Origin of the sequence: Deinococcus multiflagellatus (genome assembly GCF_020166415.1) — a bacterium.
Lineage (GTDB): Bacteria > Deinococcota > Deinococci > Deinococcales > Deinococcaceae > Deinococcus > Deinococcus multiflagellatus.
Window position 1 is genome coordinate 63,468 of sequence record NZ_JAIQXV010000002.1, and the last position, 15,809, is coordinate 79,276.

Annotated in this window: 12 protein-coding genes; 6 read left to right on the plus strand and 6 right to left on the minus strand. The window is 68.0% G+C overall.

Annotated features, from left to right (window positions below):
* Positions 1 to 110 precede the first annotated feature (110 nt).
* Entirely contained in the window at positions 111 to 1,445 is a 1,335-nt protein-coding gene (locus tag K7W41_RS03320; RefSeq protein ID WP_224604709.1) for a Gldg family protein, read from the minus strand.
* A 237-nt stretch (positions 1,446 to 1,682) separates the two neighbouring features.
* Here K7W41_RS03320 and pheS point away from each other — a divergent pair, with 237 nt between their 5' ends.
* From pheS to K7W41_RS03340, 4 genes are all read left to right on the plus strand, one after another.
* Positions 1,683 to 2,759, plus strand: coding sequence for a phenylalanine--tRNA ligase subunit alpha (gene pheS, locus K7W41_RS03325; protein ID WP_224604711.1), 1,077 nt, complete (start codon positions 1,683 to 1,685; stop codon positions 2,757 to 2,759).
* Positions 2,756 to 3,016 (plus strand): hypothetical protein, encoded by a 261-nt coding sequence (locus K7W41_RS03330; protein WP_224604714.1) that lies wholly within the window; start codon positions 2,756 to 2,758, stop codon positions 3,014 to 3,016. Before pheS ends, K7W41_RS03330 begins: the two co-directional genes overlap by 4 nt.
* Positions 3,013 to 3,441, plus strand: a complete 429-nt coding sequence (locus tag K7W41_RS03335; RefSeq protein ID WP_224604715.1) for an NUDIX hydrolase — start codon at positions 3,013 to 3,015, stop codon at positions 3,439 to 3,441. Before K7W41_RS03330 ends, K7W41_RS03335 begins: the two co-directional genes overlap by 4 nt.
* Positions 3,442 to 3,692: 251 nt before the next feature.
* Positions 3,693 to 6,149 carry a phenylalanine--tRNA ligase subunit beta gene (locus K7W41_RS03340; RefSeq protein ID WP_224604716.1) on the plus strand — a complete coding sequence of 819 codons (2,457 nt, stop codon included), beginning with the start codon at positions 3,693 to 3,695 and terminating at the stop codon, positions 6,147 to 6,149.
* 85 nt (positions 6,150 to 6,234) lie between these two features.
* On the opposite strand, the gene K7W41_RS03345 is transcribed toward K7W41_RS03340, so the two are convergent.
* A complete protein-coding gene (locus K7W41_RS03345) occupies positions 6,235 to 6,846 on the minus strand; it encodes a macro domain-containing protein (protein ID WP_224604717.1) in 612 nt (203 codons plus the stop codon).
* Positions 6,843 to 8,228, minus strand: coding sequence for a nicotinate phosphoribosyltransferase (locus K7W41_RS03350; protein WP_224604718.1), 1,386 nt, complete (start codon positions 8,226 to 8,228; stop codon positions 6,843 to 6,845). The genes K7W41_RS03345 and K7W41_RS03350 overlap by 4 nt, the downstream gene beginning before the upstream one ends.
* A 201-nt stretch (positions 8,229 to 8,429) precedes the next feature.
* Between K7W41_RS03350 and K7W41_RS03355 the strand changes: the two genes are divergently transcribed.
* Complete coding sequence (locus K7W41_RS03355) at positions 8,430 to 10,952, plus strand: G8 domain-containing protein (protein ID WP_224604719.1); 2,523 nt, start codon at positions 8,430 to 8,432, stop codon at positions 10,950 to 10,952.
* Positions 10,953 to 11,024: 72 nt separating this feature from the next.
* On the opposite strand, the gene K7W41_RS03360 is transcribed toward K7W41_RS03355, so the two are convergent.
* The 3 genes from K7W41_RS03360 to K7W41_RS03370 form a co-directional block, all read right to left on the minus strand.
* A complete protein-coding gene (locus tag K7W41_RS03360; RefSeq protein ID WP_224604721.1) occupies positions 11,025 to 11,969 on the minus strand; it encodes a leucine-rich repeat domain-containing protein in 945 nt (314 codons plus the stop codon).
* 83 nt (positions 11,970 to 12,052) lie between these two features.
* Entirely contained in the window at positions 12,053 to 12,895 is an 843-nt protein-coding gene (locus tag K7W41_RS03365; protein WP_224604723.1) for an SDR family oxidoreductase, read from the minus strand.
* Positions 12,896 to 13,040: 145 nt separating this feature from the next.
* Positions 13,041 to 13,790 carry an enoyl-CoA hydratase-related protein gene (locus tag K7W41_RS03370; RefSeq protein WP_224604725.1) on the minus strand — a complete coding sequence of 250 codons (750 nt, stop codon included), beginning with the start codon at positions 13,788 to 13,790 and terminating at the stop codon, positions 13,041 to 13,043.
* An 83-nt stretch (positions 13,791 to 13,873) separates the two neighbouring features.
* Here K7W41_RS03370 and K7W41_RS03375 point away from each other — a divergent pair, with 83 nt between their 5' ends.
* Positions 13,874 to 15,472: a sensor histidine kinase gene (locus tag K7W41_RS03375; protein WP_396114990.1), complete on the plus strand. Its 1,599-nt coding sequence runs from the start codon at positions 13,874 to 13,876 to the stop codon at positions 15,470 to 15,472.
* Positions 15,473 to 15,809: the final 337 nt, after the last annotated feature.

The window sequence follows — 15,809 nt, forward strand, 5'->3', positions numbered from 1 at the left end:
GGCGAAGAGAAGAAGAGCGCAGTCATAAGGGCATCGTGGCATGCGTCTGGGTGCCACAAAAAGAAGCTGGCCCCTGGAGTGCGGGGGCCAGCGGGTCAGCTTAAGTTTCGTTAAAGGTCGCCGGCCAGCCAGCGCACCACGTTCTTGCCCAGCGCCGCGTTGCTGAGGTTGGGCCAGTTGTTGTACTGCCCGGTGCTGCCGTCCGAGTAGGTGTTGTCCCCGAAGGTGCTGCTGTCGCCCCACATCGCCACGCGGCCACCCCCCACGCTGTTCACGGCCAGATAGGTTTTGCCCCCGGTGCCCATCAGGGCGGTGCCAGAGAACACGTCCACGCTGGTGCCCACGTACACGCCGGCGCTGCTTACGCCGTTCAGGATGGGGTGGGTGGTCAGCGGCGCGGCCGTGTACACCGGATCGCTGAAGCTGGAGTTGAACGACGCACCCAGGCCAAACAGGCCGTCGGTGTTCAGGCTGGCCTGCAGGCTGGTGCTGACGCTGCTGGGCGTGCGGCCGTCCCAGCCATTAAAGACTTCGGGGCTGTCCCAGCCGCTGTTGTTGCGGTCGCTGGCGCGGTGGTCGGTGATGAAAAAGACCCCGCCCCCGTTCTGCACGAAGCTCTGGATGGCGGCGCGTTCGCTGTCGCTGAAGGGATTCTGCGGCTCGGGAATCACCAGCACGGACACGCCGGACAGGCTGCTGGTGGTCACAGCGGTGCCGGTCAGGGTGCCCACCGTGTAGCCCAGCCCCCGCAGGGCGCCCGCGTAGTCGCTGTACGCCCCGTCAATGCGCCAGTCGGCGTTGCCCGCATCCTCAGCCTTGGTGAGGTCGAACAGCACCTTCTTGGCCGTACCGCCCCCGCCGCCTGTGCCGCCCCCGTTCGCCGCGCCGGGGGTGGCCGCCTGCACCTTGAAGTCGGCGCTATTGGCGCCCGTGTCCTGGCCGTCGGGCACGCGGGCCAGGGCGCTGCCCGCGCCCGTGGTGGGGGCGGGGGCGCCCTCGCCCTGCCCGGCGGTGGGGGTGCCGTAGGCCACCGCGTCCACCACGGCGCCGGATTTCAGCAGGCGCAGGCTGCCGCTGCCGTTGTTCAGGTCCGCGCCGCTGCTGACCAGGGTGCGGTTCGTCACTGTGGTGTCCTGGGCCACCACGTAGTACCCGCTGGCCGGGATGGTGCCCGACAGGGTGATCGTGCGGTACTGGGTGCCGGCGGTGTCGTAGGCCGCCAGGGTGTAGCCGCTCAGGCTTTTGCCAGCCGGGCCTTTCAGTTCAATAAACGTGCCGGTATCGGTGCCCAGCGCGTCGGAGTACAGCTCGTTCAGGACGGGTTCGCCCGCCGCCGCCAGGGCCGCCAGTGGGGCGCTGTCCTGCGCGGTGCGGCCACAGGCAGGCAGAAGAAGGGCAAGGGAAGCGAGCGCCATCAGGCGCCGGGCCGGCAGATTGGGTTGCATCGGAGTTCTATTCTCTACGGAATTGTGATGTTTGTGTCAATTTGATTGGTGGTCCATCTGGCGCATTTCTTCATGTGCCCCTCGTCTGCTAGGCTGGGCCGCATGACACCTCAGGCCGGTTCACGTTCGCCGTTTTTCGGTTCTGGGGGTTGGCTGGCCTGATCGCTCAGGTCAAGCGCTTTACCCCCGCCCGCACCCATGCGAGGCGGGGCTTTTCTTTGTTCCGCAGGAGGACACATGCAGCACGAAGCCATTCAAGAGATCACGGCCGCTGGCACCCTGGAGGCCCTGCAGGCCGTCAAGACGAAGTACGTGGGCAAAAGTGGCCTGGTGACCCGGGAACTGGGCGCCCTGGGCAAACTGCCCCCCGAGGAGCGCAAGGCCCGGGGCGCCGAGATCAACGCCGTGCGTCAGGCCATCCAGGCGGCGCTGGACGAGCGCGAAGCCGTCCTGAAGCGTGAGGCCCTGGACGCCAAACTGGCGGGCGAGGCCATTGACGTGACCCTGCCCGGCCTGCCCCTGCCGGCGGGCGGCCTGCACCCCATCAACCGGGTGTACGAGGACCTCGTGAACATCTACGAGCGCCTGGGCTACACGGTGGTGGAAGGCCCAGAGGTGGAAGACGAGCACCACAACTTCGAGGCCCTGAACGTGCCCTGGTACCACCCGGCGCGCGACCTGCAGGACACCTTCTGGCTGGAGGAGGTGCCCGCCAGCTTCAACGGCCCGTTGGAACCGGGGGCGGCCCCGGCTCCAAGCGTGCCTCGCCTGCTGCGCACCCACACCAGCCCCATGCAGGTGCGCTACATGGTGGACCACGAGCCAGACCTGAAGGTGGTCGTGCGTGGCAAGGTGTACCGCTACGAGGCCACCGACGCCACCCACGAAAGCATGTTCCACCAGCTGGAAGGCCTGGTGGTGGGCGACGGCATCTCCATGGCCGATCTGAAGGGCACCATTGCTGAAATGGCGCGCGGGTTGTACGGGGCGGGGGCCAAGGTGCGCTTCCAGCCCAGCTATTACCCCTTCGTGGAGCCGGGCGCCGACTTCGCCGTGTACTGGGACAACCCGCGCGGCGAGAGCAAGTGGCTGGAACTGGGCGGCTGCGGCATGGTGCACCCCAATGTGTTCAAGGCCGTGGACGATCTGCGCGAAGCCCAGGGCAAGCCCCGTGTGTACGAGGGCAAGACCGGCTTTGCTTTTGGCCTGGGCCCCGAGCGCATTGCCATGCTGAAGTACAAGATTCCCGATATCCGCTACTTCTACGCGAACGACCCGAGGGTGATTGGGCAATTTCGGGGAGAGTTGGGATGAACGTTGATGCGGCGTCTGCGTCGTTGCGGTCATTCCTGACTTCGCATCCTGAATCGGAGATTGCCGAGCAGTTGCGGTATCTGCAAAACAATGGCTTCGGAAAGATTGAAAGTATTGCCGCCCTGAAAGACGTAGCGGGGATGGAAACGGCCGAGGCCAAACGGCAAGTGCATTTCAGCACCGCCTGGGCCCAACGCCGAGAACAGGACGAAGCGCTACACGACGAACTTGAACGTTTTATCGAGGAGGCCCCATGAGACCCCGTTCCGTCGGCATCCTCTTCAACGATCAGAACCAAGTCCTGTTGATGCTACGGCGCAAGGCAGGGCGCGCCTACGCCACCCTGCCCGGCGGCGGCATTGAGGGCGAGGAAACCCCGGCCGAAGCCTGCGCCCGCGAGATGCTGGAAGAAGTGAACCTGACCGTTGGGGTCCAGCGCGAGGTGCTGGTGCTGGACAACCTGGGCAACCGCGAACACTACTTTCTGGTCACGTGGCAGGGTGGCGAAATGCGCCTGGGCGACGGTCCCGAAGGCGTGCGCCACAGCGAAGAGAACTCGTATGAACCGGCCTGGGTGGGCGTGCAGGACCTGGACGCCGTGAATCTGATGCCGGAGCAGGCGCGGAAACTGGTGCGGGGGCTGGCATTCCAGGAGATTTCCGAGGCTCACTCCCAGAGGTGAATCCATGAATCTGGGTGGGTTCGCGCTATGGCTCTCGCCGCTTCCCTGGAGGACATGCCTTGTGAGCGTTTGAGGACCTGAATCCACTCAAGCAAGCCGCAAGGCACCTCACTTCGGGCCTTTCTCAATGCGGTGATGAGGTCGTCACCCTTCCCCAAGTGTTGTTCCAAAGCTGCAATGCCTTCGGGCAAGTGATGATAGCCAGGAACGCTCACGCCTTCAATTTAAGTTCTCGTTACGAGGTATCCACCATGAACATCCCCTATTCCTGGCTCAAAGAGCTGATCCCTGCCCTGCCGCCCGTGGCGGAACTGGAACCTGTGTTCGCCCAACTGGGCCTGCCGCTGGAAGGCGTGGAAGAGGTCCCCGCCCCGCCCGAAGGGGTGCTGCTGGTTTCTGTCACAGCGGCCGATCCGATGCCCGGCACCCAGCTGACCAAGCTGAGCCTGGATGCCGGCCCCCACGGGCCGCGCACCATTGCCAGCGGCGCTCCCAACGCGGTGGGCCTGCCCGCCGGCACCATGCTGGCGCTGGTCTCGCCCGGCACCGCTCTGGGCGGCATGACCTACGGCGTGCGCGAGTTGCAGGGCGTGGAGTCCTGGGGCATGGCCGCCAGCGCCAAGGAACTGGGCGTGGGCGAAAGCAGCGCCGGGCTGATGCTGTTCCCGGCCGGGACCGCCGCTCCCGGCACCCCCATGCGCGAGCTCTGGGCCGCCGATCAGGTGCTGGATGTGGAAGTGACCCCCAACCGCGCCGACGTGCTGAGCGCCCTGGGCCTGGCCCGCGACCTCGCGGCCTTCCTGAAGCTGGACTTGAAGGCGCCGCCCGCCGGCCCCGAGGCCAGCGGCGAGGGCGAGATCCGCGTCTCCCTCCCCGACAAGGGGCGGGTCATTGAGCGTGATCCGACCCAGAAACTGCGGTTCGGCTGCGACCATTTCGTGGCGCGCACCGTGGGCGGCCTGCGCAACGGCCCCGCGCCCCTGTGGATGCAGCGCCGCGTGACCCTCTCGGGGATGCGGTCCATTGACCTGATCGTGGACACCAGCAACTACGTGATGCTGGAACTGGGCCAGCCCACCGCGCTGTATGACCGCCGCGACGTGGGGGACGATCAGATTCTGGTCTCGTTCGGCCGCCGCCAGGGCGAGACGGTGCGCGACCTGATGGGGGGTGAGCACACCGTGGGCCCCGAGGACCTGCTGATTCTGGACGGCCAGGAGCGGCCCATTTCCAGCGTGGCCGAAGCCTTTGCGCAGGCAGGCCAGCCGCAGCCCGGCCAGGGCGTGCTGGGCATTGCGGGCATCGTGGGCGGCGACCACGGCCATGTGCGCGCCGACACCACCGACGTGGTGATTGAATCCGCGCACTTTGACCCCGTGTTGCTGCGCCGCACCAGCACCCGCCTGGGCCTGAAGACCGACGCCGTGTACCGCTACGAGCGGGGTGTAGACCCCCTGTTGCCGCCCCGCGCCGCCGCCCGTCTGGTGGGCCTGCTGGCCGAGGCGGGCGGCACCGTGCACCCCGGCGCCACCGTGGTGGGCCAGCCGGACGTGCCGGGCCCCATTGAAGCCACCGGCGAGCAGATTCGCGCCCTGCTGGGCATGAAGGTAGACACCGCCGAGATGCGGGATATCCTGACCCGCCTGGGTTGCGGGGTGGAGGGCGAGGGCGACGCTCTGCGCGTGCAGCCGCCCTCGTGGCGCGTGGACCTGAACATCTGGCAGGACCTGGCCGAAGAGGTGGCCCGCCTGCACGGCTACGCCCACCTGCCCGAACGCCTCCCCACCCTGCGCGTGCACGAAAGCAACATCGGCGCCGAGAAAGAGGGTGTGGCCCGCACCACCCTGCGCCGCACCCTGGCCGGGTTGGGCTTTCAGGAAGTCGTGACCTACACCTTCACCAGCGACGACGAAGCGAGCAAGGCCCGCAGCGAGCGCCCCGGCGTGCGGCTGCAAAACCCGCTGACCGCCGACCGCACCGGCCTGCGCACCGCGCTGTATCCCAGTCTGCTGAAAGCGGCGGGCATGCACGCGCCCGGCGAGCGCACCCTGCTGTTCGAGCTTGGCCGCATTTTCCCCGCCAGCGGCGAAACCGAGCGCCTGGGTCTGCTAATGCGCGGTCCCCTGGCCCCCAAGACCCATGAGGACGCGGTGGCGGGCGACTTCCGCGCCTTCAAGGGGCTGGTGGAGAGTCTGGCCGCCACGCTGGGCGCCGCGCTGGAAGTCCGGCAGCTGCGGGGCGACGCCGTGCCCGCTGCGCTGCACCCCGGCATTGCCGGTGAGGTCGTGTGGAACGGGCAGCCCGTGGGCTGGCTGGGCGCCCTGCACCCCGAGATTGCGCCCAATTTTGGCCTGAAGGGCGAGACCTTCCTGCTGGAAGTCGCCCTGCCGCTGCCGGGCCGCGAGTGGGCCTTCCGCGATCCCAGCCGGGCGCCCGCCGCGTGGCGCGATCTGGCCGTCATTGCCCCCCAGGGCGTGAGCTACGGCGAGGTGGCGGCGGTGCTGGAGCGCGAGGGCGGCGACCTGCTGCAAAGCGTGCAGCCCTTCGACGTGTTCGTGGGTGAGCAGATCGGCGCGGGCAACCGCTCTGTGGCCGTGCGCCTGACCTACCGGGGCGACCGGACCCTGACCGAAGAGGAGATTGATGCCGTTTTCCAGCGCCAGATTGCAGCCGTGAAAGCCCAAGGCTGGAGCATCCGGGAGAAGTAAACAGGCGCGGGTCAGCACGGCAAACAAGAGAAGCGCGCAGACTGGGCTGCGCGCTTCTCTTGTTTGCTGGCGGTTCCTGCGGCGGCTACAGGTCGTCGCGAATCATCTGACTGTGCCACCCCACAGCGTCACTGAAATGTTCAAATTTTGGCCGCTGACCCAGCACCACCGCGTCATAGGCATGGCGCATCTGCCGGGCACACACATCAGGTGGAAGCCGGCCAATAGCGGTGCCCAGGCCAGGGCACAGAAGGGTCCGAATCGGCGGCGCCCCTGTCTGGTTGTGTTCCCGGACCAGTCGGAGGGCCGCGCGGAAAGCCAAGTAGGCATTGGGGGTATGGACCACACTGGAGGGAATGCGCATGGTTGGCGCGCTGATGAGCCAGGGAAGGGCGGCCTTGCCGGTGGGGAGAATCTCTGCCTGACCAACCGGCAGCTCGCCGTCGTGTTTGTTGAAAATCAGCTCCTGCAGCGCGAACGACAGTTGCCAGCCGAAGTATTCGCTGTAGACCAGATCAATGCCGCCGTCCATAAAGCCAAAACTGTTGGCCGGGCTCACAATCGCGTCGGCGGTCGCCCCAAAGATGTCGCCCTGGCTGACGGTGACGTGGGGCAGGTCCCTGAAGTGCTGGTCCCAGGCGGCCACCAGCTTCGGGTTGATGTCTCGGAGATGAACCTGTAGGCCCTGGAGACTCACGCCCGGCTCCGCACTGTGTCCAGGGTGTCGCGCACCAGCAGTTCGCCGTCGCGGTACACCGTACGCATCAGGCTGCCGGGGAAGTCGGTGTCGAAGGTCTTGTAGGCCTTCGTGACCATGCGCCCGCCTTCCAGCACCAAATCCAGCACGCCGTCCTTGCTGCGCTTGCCGGGGTCGGTCACGGGGTCCTTGTAAATGCCCCGGTACTCGCCGTCAATCAGCCCGGCGCTGGCCTTGTAGGCAAATCTCTGCGTGTCGCGGTCCACCTTCTGCAGCAGCGCGCCGCCCATGCCAAAGGCCACGTTCTCGGCGCTGAAGCCGTCCACCTCCAGATTGTCCAGAATCTGGCGAATGGTCTGTTCGTCAATGCCGTCGCCCTGAATCACGCGCACATGGTTCAGCACCTTGTAGCCCTTGCTGTTCGTGGTGGTGCCGTACTTGGCCGCCAGGGCGTTCACAGCCAGCCGCACCATCGCCGGGGGGTCCCCACTGTCCGGGCGCACGACCAGGGTGGCGCCAGAGTCCATGACCTGCTGCTTCAGCGTTTCGCCCCAGTGCACGTTGATGGCGTGTTTCAGGTCGTACGAATCGCTGACCACCGCGAACACCCCGCCCGGCTTACCAAAGTGCGTGACCATATTGCGGTAGGCGTCCACCTCGTGCGCCTTGCCCCAGCTGGTGATGGTGCTGTGTTCGGCGGCGGGAATCGAGTACGCGGCAATATCGGCGCCGTAGTGGTTGCGGCCCACGCGCAGGGCTTCCAGGGTGTCGCTGCCCAGAAAGTTGATCAGGTGGGCCAGCCCGCCCAGGCCCGCGCTTTCGCGGCTGCTCACGCCCCGGCTGCCAAAGTCGTGCAGCTTGAACGGCAGTTCCTCGGCGGCGCGGTCACTGGTGCGCTCCAGCGCGGCGCGGATAATCTCGCGGATGTGGTAGCTCTGGGTGGCCACGGTGGTGGGGTACCACACGCGCATCAGCATGGTTTCAAACCAGCCCACCAGCCAGGGCAGTTGGGGGTCGGTGTTGGTCACGCTCATCAGCACGTTGTGAATGGGCACCAGCGTGCCTTCGGGCACCGCGCGCACCTCCAGCGGCAGGCGCCCGCCGTGCACGTTCACCACCCGCATCCAGCCGTCGTAGGGAAAGGGCTCACCGTGCGCTTCAATCAGGGCGCGCGCCTCTTCCACCATCTCGGCCGTCACGCGGCGGGTCAGGTAGCGGTCCAGGATGTACTGCAGCCCGAAAAACCGCGTCACTGGATAGCGCCCCCCACGCGACTCCAGGTACGAGAACAGCCGCGTGGTGCCCTGCGGATACTGCAGGAAGTGGCTGCTCTTGTACGAATCGGTGTCGAGGATCAGGTTCTGGTCGTCAATGCGGGTCATGGTGGTCCTCCTGTGGGTCACCGGCGATGACTCATAATGTAAAATCCTTTTCTGAAAACTATGAGGATGGAGAGTATAAGGGTGCTGGTCTGCCGCGCCGCTCCAATTGAGAAAAGGTGTGGACGGCGCCGCTTTTGTTCCTTTGGGCACGATGCGAGGTCTTTCACCGCCGCTGACCGGCAGGGCATTTATGCTCGCTTCATGTTCAAAGCCCGCTGGCCGCTGGCCCTCACGCTGTCTGCCCTGCTCATTGGCTGCGGCGCCTCGACTGGAGATTCTGGGGCCACGCCCACCCCGCCGCCGGGCACCCCGGCACCGACCCCGCAGCCGCCAGCGCCCACCCCGCCCGCCCCCACACCCAGCCAGCCGGGCAGCGCCTGGAGCGACCCGGCCACCTGGGGCGGCACGGTGCCGGCGGCGGGTGCCAACGTCACCCTGCCTGCGGGCAAGCGGGTGATTTTGGATGTCTCGCCCCCGGCTCTGACGGGTCTGACCATTCCAGCTGGGAGCGCCCTGGAATTTGCCGCCAAGAACCTGACCCTGCAAAGCGAATGGATCATGGTGCACGGCGAACTGCGCATTGGCCGCGAGGAGGCGCCCTTTGCCCACCACGCCGAGATCCGGCTGACCAACACGGTTCCCGGCGAGGACGTGATGGGCATGGGGGACCGCGTGCTGGGCGTGATGGACGGCACGCTGGAACTGCACGGCCAGCCCCGCCTCGCCTGGACCCGCCTGAGCGCCACCGCCCGCGCCGGCAGCAGCACCCTGACCCTGGAACGCGCCCCCGACTGGAAGGGGGGCGACACCCTGACCCTGACGAGCACCGACTTTAACCCCGCCCAGACCGAGCAGGTCACCGTGCAGCGCGTCAGTGGCAATACGGTCACCCTGGGTTCGCCCCTCAAGTACACCCACTGGGGCGACCCCATCACCGTGTCGGGCCGCGCGGTGAACGAGCGCGCCGAGGTGGGCCTGCTGTCGCGCAACATCGTGGTGGGTGCCACCGAGGACGCCGTGCAGAGCCGCGTGGGCGCCCATGTGATGATCATGGGCAAGAGCACGGCCCGTATCGAGGGCACCGAGTTCACCCGCGTGGGGCAGCTCAATACCCTGCGGCGCTATCCGGTGCATTTTCACCTGCTGGGCAGCGCGGCGGCCTCGTACCTGCGCAGCAGCAGCGTGCACGCCTCGTTTAACCGCTGCGTGGTGGTGCACGGCACGAGCGACCTGCGAGTGCTGAACAACGTCACCTACGACACGCTGGGCCACTGCATCTTCCTAGAAGACGGCGACGAAACCGGCAACGTGCTGCAGGGCAACCTTGTGACCCGGGTGAAGGCCCCCGACAGCAAGCAGGGGCAGAACCCGCTGCTGGACAGCGACAAGCGGCCGTCCGGCTACTGGATCACCAACCCGGCCAACACCGTCAAGGACAACGTGGCGGCGGGCGTGGACGGCACCGGCTTCTGGTACGCCATGCCCCAGCACCCCACCGGCCTGGCATCGGGGAAAACCACAGTGTGGCCCCGCCGCACGCCGCTGGGCGAATTCAGCGGCAACGTGGCGCACAGCGGGGACCGGGGCCTGAACGTGGACAACGGCCCCAAGGCCGACGGCAGCCTCACCGAGACGGTGTACTACGATCCGGTCACCAACCCGGCCGACCCCAAGAGCGCCGCTGTGCCCGCCGTCTTCAGCGATTTCGTGGCCTACAAGCACCGCGATCATGGCGTGTGGCTGCGCGGGGAAAACCATGTGCTGCAGGGCGCCGTGCTGGCCGACAACGCGGTGGGGGCCACCTTTGCCTCGCACCTCTCGGTCCTGAAGGGCGGGCTGCTGGTGGGCGAAACCGTGAACGTGGGCCAGCCGGAAAGCTGGGAAGCCAAGGGCGAGGGCGGCCGTAGCCTGCCCCGCCCGTGGGAAGCGGCGTTTCCCATTCGCGGCTACCAGTTCTACGACGGGCAGGTAAGCATTCAAGACGCTGCCCTGGCCGCTTTTGTGCCGAACAGCATTCGCAAGGCCAGCGGCCTGGGTTACCTGACCAAGAACGCCTTTCCCCTGAACCCGGCCAACCACGCCCGGGGCCTGACCTGGCTGGACAGCAGCGTGCGCGTGTATCTGCCCGACCCTCAGGCCGACAAGGACGGCGACAAGGCCGCCACCTTCATGGACACCGACGGCACCGTGACGGGCGCGGCGGGCCTGAGCGTAACCGGCAGCCCGCTGCTGCGCGCCGCCCCCGACTGCCAGGGCCGCGCGGAGTGGAACGCCAGCGTGTGCACCGGCAGCTACGGCCGCCTGTGGCTGCAGGATGTCCGGGGCGGCCAGCCCGGCCCGGTGACGGTGGCCGGTCCCCACGGCACCGTGAGCCTGAAGGGCACCCCCGACGCCTACGCCACCGTGAGCACCACGGCGCGCGTGGGACATGCCTACACCCTGACCCCCACGAACACCACCGCCCAGTGGCGCCTGGGCTTAAGTGGCCGCCAGCCCGGCGACACCCTGCGCCTGACCCTGCCCGCCACCAGCGAGCCCATCCTGTACCGCGACTGGTGGATTGACAACCGCAACCGCCTGAAGAAGGTGGCCCTGGGCAGCCTGGACGCGACCACGGGCGACAGCTACGCCTACGAGGGCGGCCAGCTGCACCTGAAACTGGTGGTGCAACCCGGGCGCGATTACGCGGTGCTGGACGTGTGCACGGCGGACCTGTGTAAGTAAGGGCTGGGGGCCATGGGCCATGAGCTTTGGGGGGTGCCCCAGGGCTCATAGCTCATGGCTCATGGCCTCCTCTTACAGGTACACCAGGCAGCCGCGTGCGGCCAGTGCCGCGAAGGCGTCTGGGACGTGCTCCAGCTGGTTCCAGCGCAGGTCCAGCTTGCGCAACCGGGGCAGGGTGGCCAGGGCCTCCGGCACGCGGGTCAGGCGGTTGGCGCGCAGGTCCAGCTCTTCCAGGTTCTGCCAGCCGTTCAGCGTGGCGGGGAGAGCCTGCAACTGGTTGAACCTCAGGTCCAGGCGGCGCAGGGCGCTCAGGCCGCCGAGGGTGTCCGGCAGCGTGCCTAGGGCGTTGCCCTGCAGGTTCAGCACCTCCAGCGCCCCGCAGTGCCCCAGGGTGTCGGGCAGGGTGGTCAGCGCGTTGTTCATGGCGTGCAGTTCCCGCAGGGCGCTCAGGGTGCCCACGCTGGCGGGCAGGGTCCTCAGGCGATTGCCGTACACACGCAGTTCGGTGAGGGCTGCCAGCTCTCCCAGCCAGTCCGGCAGCTCGGTCAGCCTATTGTCGGTGGCGTTCAGGTACCACAGGCCCTGCAGCGTGCGCATGGAGGCTGGCAGCGTGCTCAGGCGGTTGTGGCTGAGGTACAGGAACTGCAGTTCCGGCAGGCCCGCAAACACGTCGGGCAGGGTGGTCAGCTCATTGTGACCCAGGTCCAGCATGGTCAGGGCCGACAGGGTCCCCAGGGCCCCGGGCAGCGCACCCAGGCGGTTGGCCGAGAGGTTGAGGGTGCGCAGCCCCCGCAGCCGCCACACCCAGTCGGGCACGGTGGTCAGCCGGTTGTCGTACACGCTGAAGACGGTGGTGGCCGGGGCCGGGTGGGGGTCCTGGGGCAGCTGCTCCAGCCCCAGGCTGTCCAGATTGAGGTGCGTGAGGGCCGACCAGTCCGGCAGGCTCAGCAGGGCCCGGCCACGCACCTCTGGGTGATGTTGGTGGGCCAGGGGCGGCAGGGCAGGGGCAGGCGCCATACCGCGAGCCTATCCGAGCGGCACGGCAAAGGCGCCCCTATGTGCGGGGCGCCCCATGGCTCATGGCCCAAAGCCCATGGCCCCTACTCCTTCTTCGGCAGGGCCAGCCCCATCGCCTGATACATCTGGTACTGCGGCGCGCCGCCCAGCATGTTCTGGCCGCCGTCCACTGGCAGAATCACGCCGGTCACGTAGCTGGCCGCGTCGCTCACCAGAAACAGGGCGGCGTTGGCGATGTCCTGCGGCACCCCAAAGCGGCCCAAAGGCACGGTGCGCATGAACTGGGTGCGGGTCTTTTCATCCGGGGCCAGCCGGGCCATGCCCTCGGTGCCGTCAATGGGCCCGGGGATAATGGCGTTCACGCGAATGCCGCGCAGGCCCCATTCCACGGCCAGGGTGCGGGTCAGGGCGTCCACGCCTGCCTTGGCCGCCACCACATGCGCCTGCATGGGCACCGGCACGCCGTAGGCGCTGATGCTCAGCACGTTGCCGCCGGGGGTCTTCAGGCGCGGGGCCGCCGCCTTGATGGTGTTGTAGGTGCCCAGCAGGTCAATGTCCACCACTGTCTTGAAGCCGTTGGGCGAGATGCCGTCCACGGGCGCCGGAAAGTTCCCGGCCGCGCCCGCCAGCACGATATCGAAGTCGCCAAAGGCCTCCACGGCCTGCGCGGCGGCGGCCTGCAGCGCCGCAAAGTCGCGCACATCGGCGCTGACGCCCATGGCGCGCCCCCCCGCATCCACGATGCCCTGCGCGGCGGTCTGGGCTTTGTCCAGGTTGCGGCCCAGCAGCGTCACGGCGCAGCCGTGGGCCGCGAAGGTCTGGGCAATCCCCAGGTTGATGCCGCTGCCGCCGCCGGTAATCAGGGCGTGTTTGCCGGCCAGCAGGTCGGGGCGGAAGGTGGGGGAGAGGGGGGAAGGCTGGGTCATGGGAGCTCCTTTTTAGGGGGTCTAAGGGTCGAAGAGTCTAAGGGTCTAAGGGAAGTGCGGGCGGGTGTTGAAAGTGGGGGAGGTTGGTCAGGGGAGGGCCGTGGGGGACCAGCCCAGGTCGTTCGGAGTCAACCTGGGCTTGACCCTATGAGCCACGCCCCTTGAGGGCATTCATCAGGCCGTCCGCCGTCATGTGCTGGGCGTTCCAGGCCACCGCCTGCTGCAGGCCCTCGGCGTGGGGCAGTTCGGCACTCAGGGCGCGTTTGGTGCCTTCCAGGGCGCGGGGGGGCAGCTGGGCCAGGGTGTCGGCCAGGGCCCCCGCGCGGGCAAACAGGGCCTCGGGGGTGGGCAGCACCTCGGTCACCAGGCCCCAGCGTTCGGCGGCAGCGGCGTCAATGGGTTCGCCGGTCAGGGCGAGGTGCGCCGCGCGGCCCCGGCCCACCAGCCCCGGCAGGCGCTGCAGGCCGCCCAGGTCGGCGGTGATGCCCAGTTTCACTTCCGGCAGACTGAACCGGGCGTCCGCGCTGCACAGGCGCAGGTCGCAGGCGCTGATCAGTTCCAGGCCCGCGCCAATGCACCAGCCATGCACCGCCGCGATCACCGGAATGGGCAGGGCGGCCAGGCCCTCAATGGCCGCGTGCATCTCGGCCACCACGGCCGCGAACGCCTCGGGCTGGCCCAGGGCCGGGGCGATGACCGGCGCGGTGGCCTTCACGTCCAGCCCCGCGCTGAACCACTCCTGGCCGCGCACGATCAGCACGCGCGCGCCCCCCAGCCCGGCCAGGGCAGGCGGCACCTCGCGCCAGAACGCCGGGCCCAGGGCGCCTTTTTTCGAGGTGATGGTGAGGGTGGCGACCTCGCCCGCGCGGCCCAGGTGCACGCTTGTGTTGGTCATGGGGCCCACTTTACCCCGCCGCGCTGGACTCGGTTCAAAATGTCCGGGTCTGGGCCCTAGCGGCGGCGGGGCCCTGCTCTAGAATGCCGGTCGTGTCGGTGCCGCCCTCTGCCCCTGACCGGCTGGCCGCCCACCCGGCGGACGGGGCGCGGCCCGCGCTGCGGGACCATCTGCTGCGGCCCCTGCTCACGCCGTTTGTGCTGCTGTTGGGGGTGGGCGCGGCGGTGGTATATGGGGTGGGGCGCAACGATCAGGCGCTGCAGCGGGTGCTGGACGCCCAGGCCCGGACCCAGCTCATCAGTGAACTGACGGGTCAGGTGGCGGCCATGGAAAACGGGCAGCGCGGCTTCGTGATCACGGGGCAAAGCCGCTTTCTGGCCCCCTATCAGGAAGCGCAGGCGTCCTTTCAGGCGGCGGCCTACGCCCTGCACGACCTCAGCGTGGACGAGGCCCAGCGCCTCACCCTGGGACAGGTGCAGACCCTGGTGGGCCGCTGGCAGCAAGAAGCGGCGCAGCCCGAAATCCAGGCGCGGCTGGGGTCGCTGCAGGCGGCGGCCGGGCTGGTGGCCCAGGGGCGGGGCCGGGTGATTCTGGAACGGGCGCGGGGGGTGCTGGCCGTGCTGGCGAGTCAGGAAAATGCGCGCCTGAGTGAGGCCACGCGCCAGAGTCAGGCCACCCTGAACGCGGTGCGCTGGGTCAGCGTGGGGGGGCTGTTGCTGGGCATGGCGCTGCTGGTGGCCACCGCCACGCGCGTGGCGCGCACCGTGGGCCGCCACGTGCAAGAGCTGAATGTGGCCGCCCAGGACATGGCGCGCGGCGAGTACGCCCGCCGGATGCCGGGCAGCCCCGTGCAGGAGCTGGCGGTGCTGGGCGCGCAGTTTGACCTCATGGCCCAGGCGGTGCAAGAGCGCGAGCAGCAGTTGCGGCGCAGTGCCCAGGCGCTGGAACGCAGCAACGAGCAACTGGCGCGCAGCAACCGCGAACTGGAGCAGTTTGCTTATGTGGCGTCGCACGACCTGCAAGAGCCGCTGCGCACCATTGGCAGCTACACCGAACTGCTCGCCCGGCGCTACGCGGGGCAACTCGATGAGCGCGCCGACCAGTACATCGCCTTTACCACCGCCGCCACCCAGCGCCTGAAAACCCTGATTCAGGACCTGCTGAGCTACTCGCGCGTGCGCCGCACCCAGCGCTTTTTTGTGCCCACCGATGTGGGGGCGCTGGTTGGTGGCGTGCTGGCCGACCTGCACGCCCAGATTGAGGCCGCTGGGGCCCAGGTGGAGGTGGGGTCGCTTCCCACCGTCACCAGCCACCCGGAGCTGCTGCGCCAGGCCCTGCAGAACCTGATCAGCAACGCCCTGAAATTCCGCGCCCCGGACCGCCCGGCCCAGGTCCGCATTTCGGCGGCGCAGCAGGAAGGCCGCTGGGTGCTGAGCGTGCAGGACAACGGCATTGGCATTGCCCCGGAGTACCACGAACGAATTTTTGGGGTGTTTCAGCGGCTGCACAGCGCCGACGCCTATCCAGGCAGCGGCATTGGGCTGTCGGTGGCCCGCGCCGTGGCCGAGGCCCTGGGCGCCGAACTGCGGCTAAGCAGTGCGCCGGATCAGGGCAGCACCTTCTCTCTGGCCCTGCCCGTGCGCCCCCCCGCAGACCCCAGCCCCGAGGGCACAGGGGTTTGAACGTCCAGGGCGGCACACACAGCAGCGCCAGTTGCAGCACACAGGTCAGGACATCGCGGTAACCACCAGCGGCGGAGAAGCACTTTAGACGACTTCCGAAACATTCCATCACATGTTCCGGCGTTTTTCCGACCAAGGGGACGCGCAGAGCGGCCCCGCAGAGAAGAAAAAAGGCGAATGTCCGGGCATTGGGCTGACGCAGCGCCGAGGGCGGGGAACAGCCACTTCTTTCTGGCTGTTCCAGAAATGGGCGGCAGTTCGGATCAGGGCCCGTGAGATGGCTCTAGGGGCGGGCCATCACGCCAGCACTGCGTTCAGCGGCCATGTTCCGGCTGAG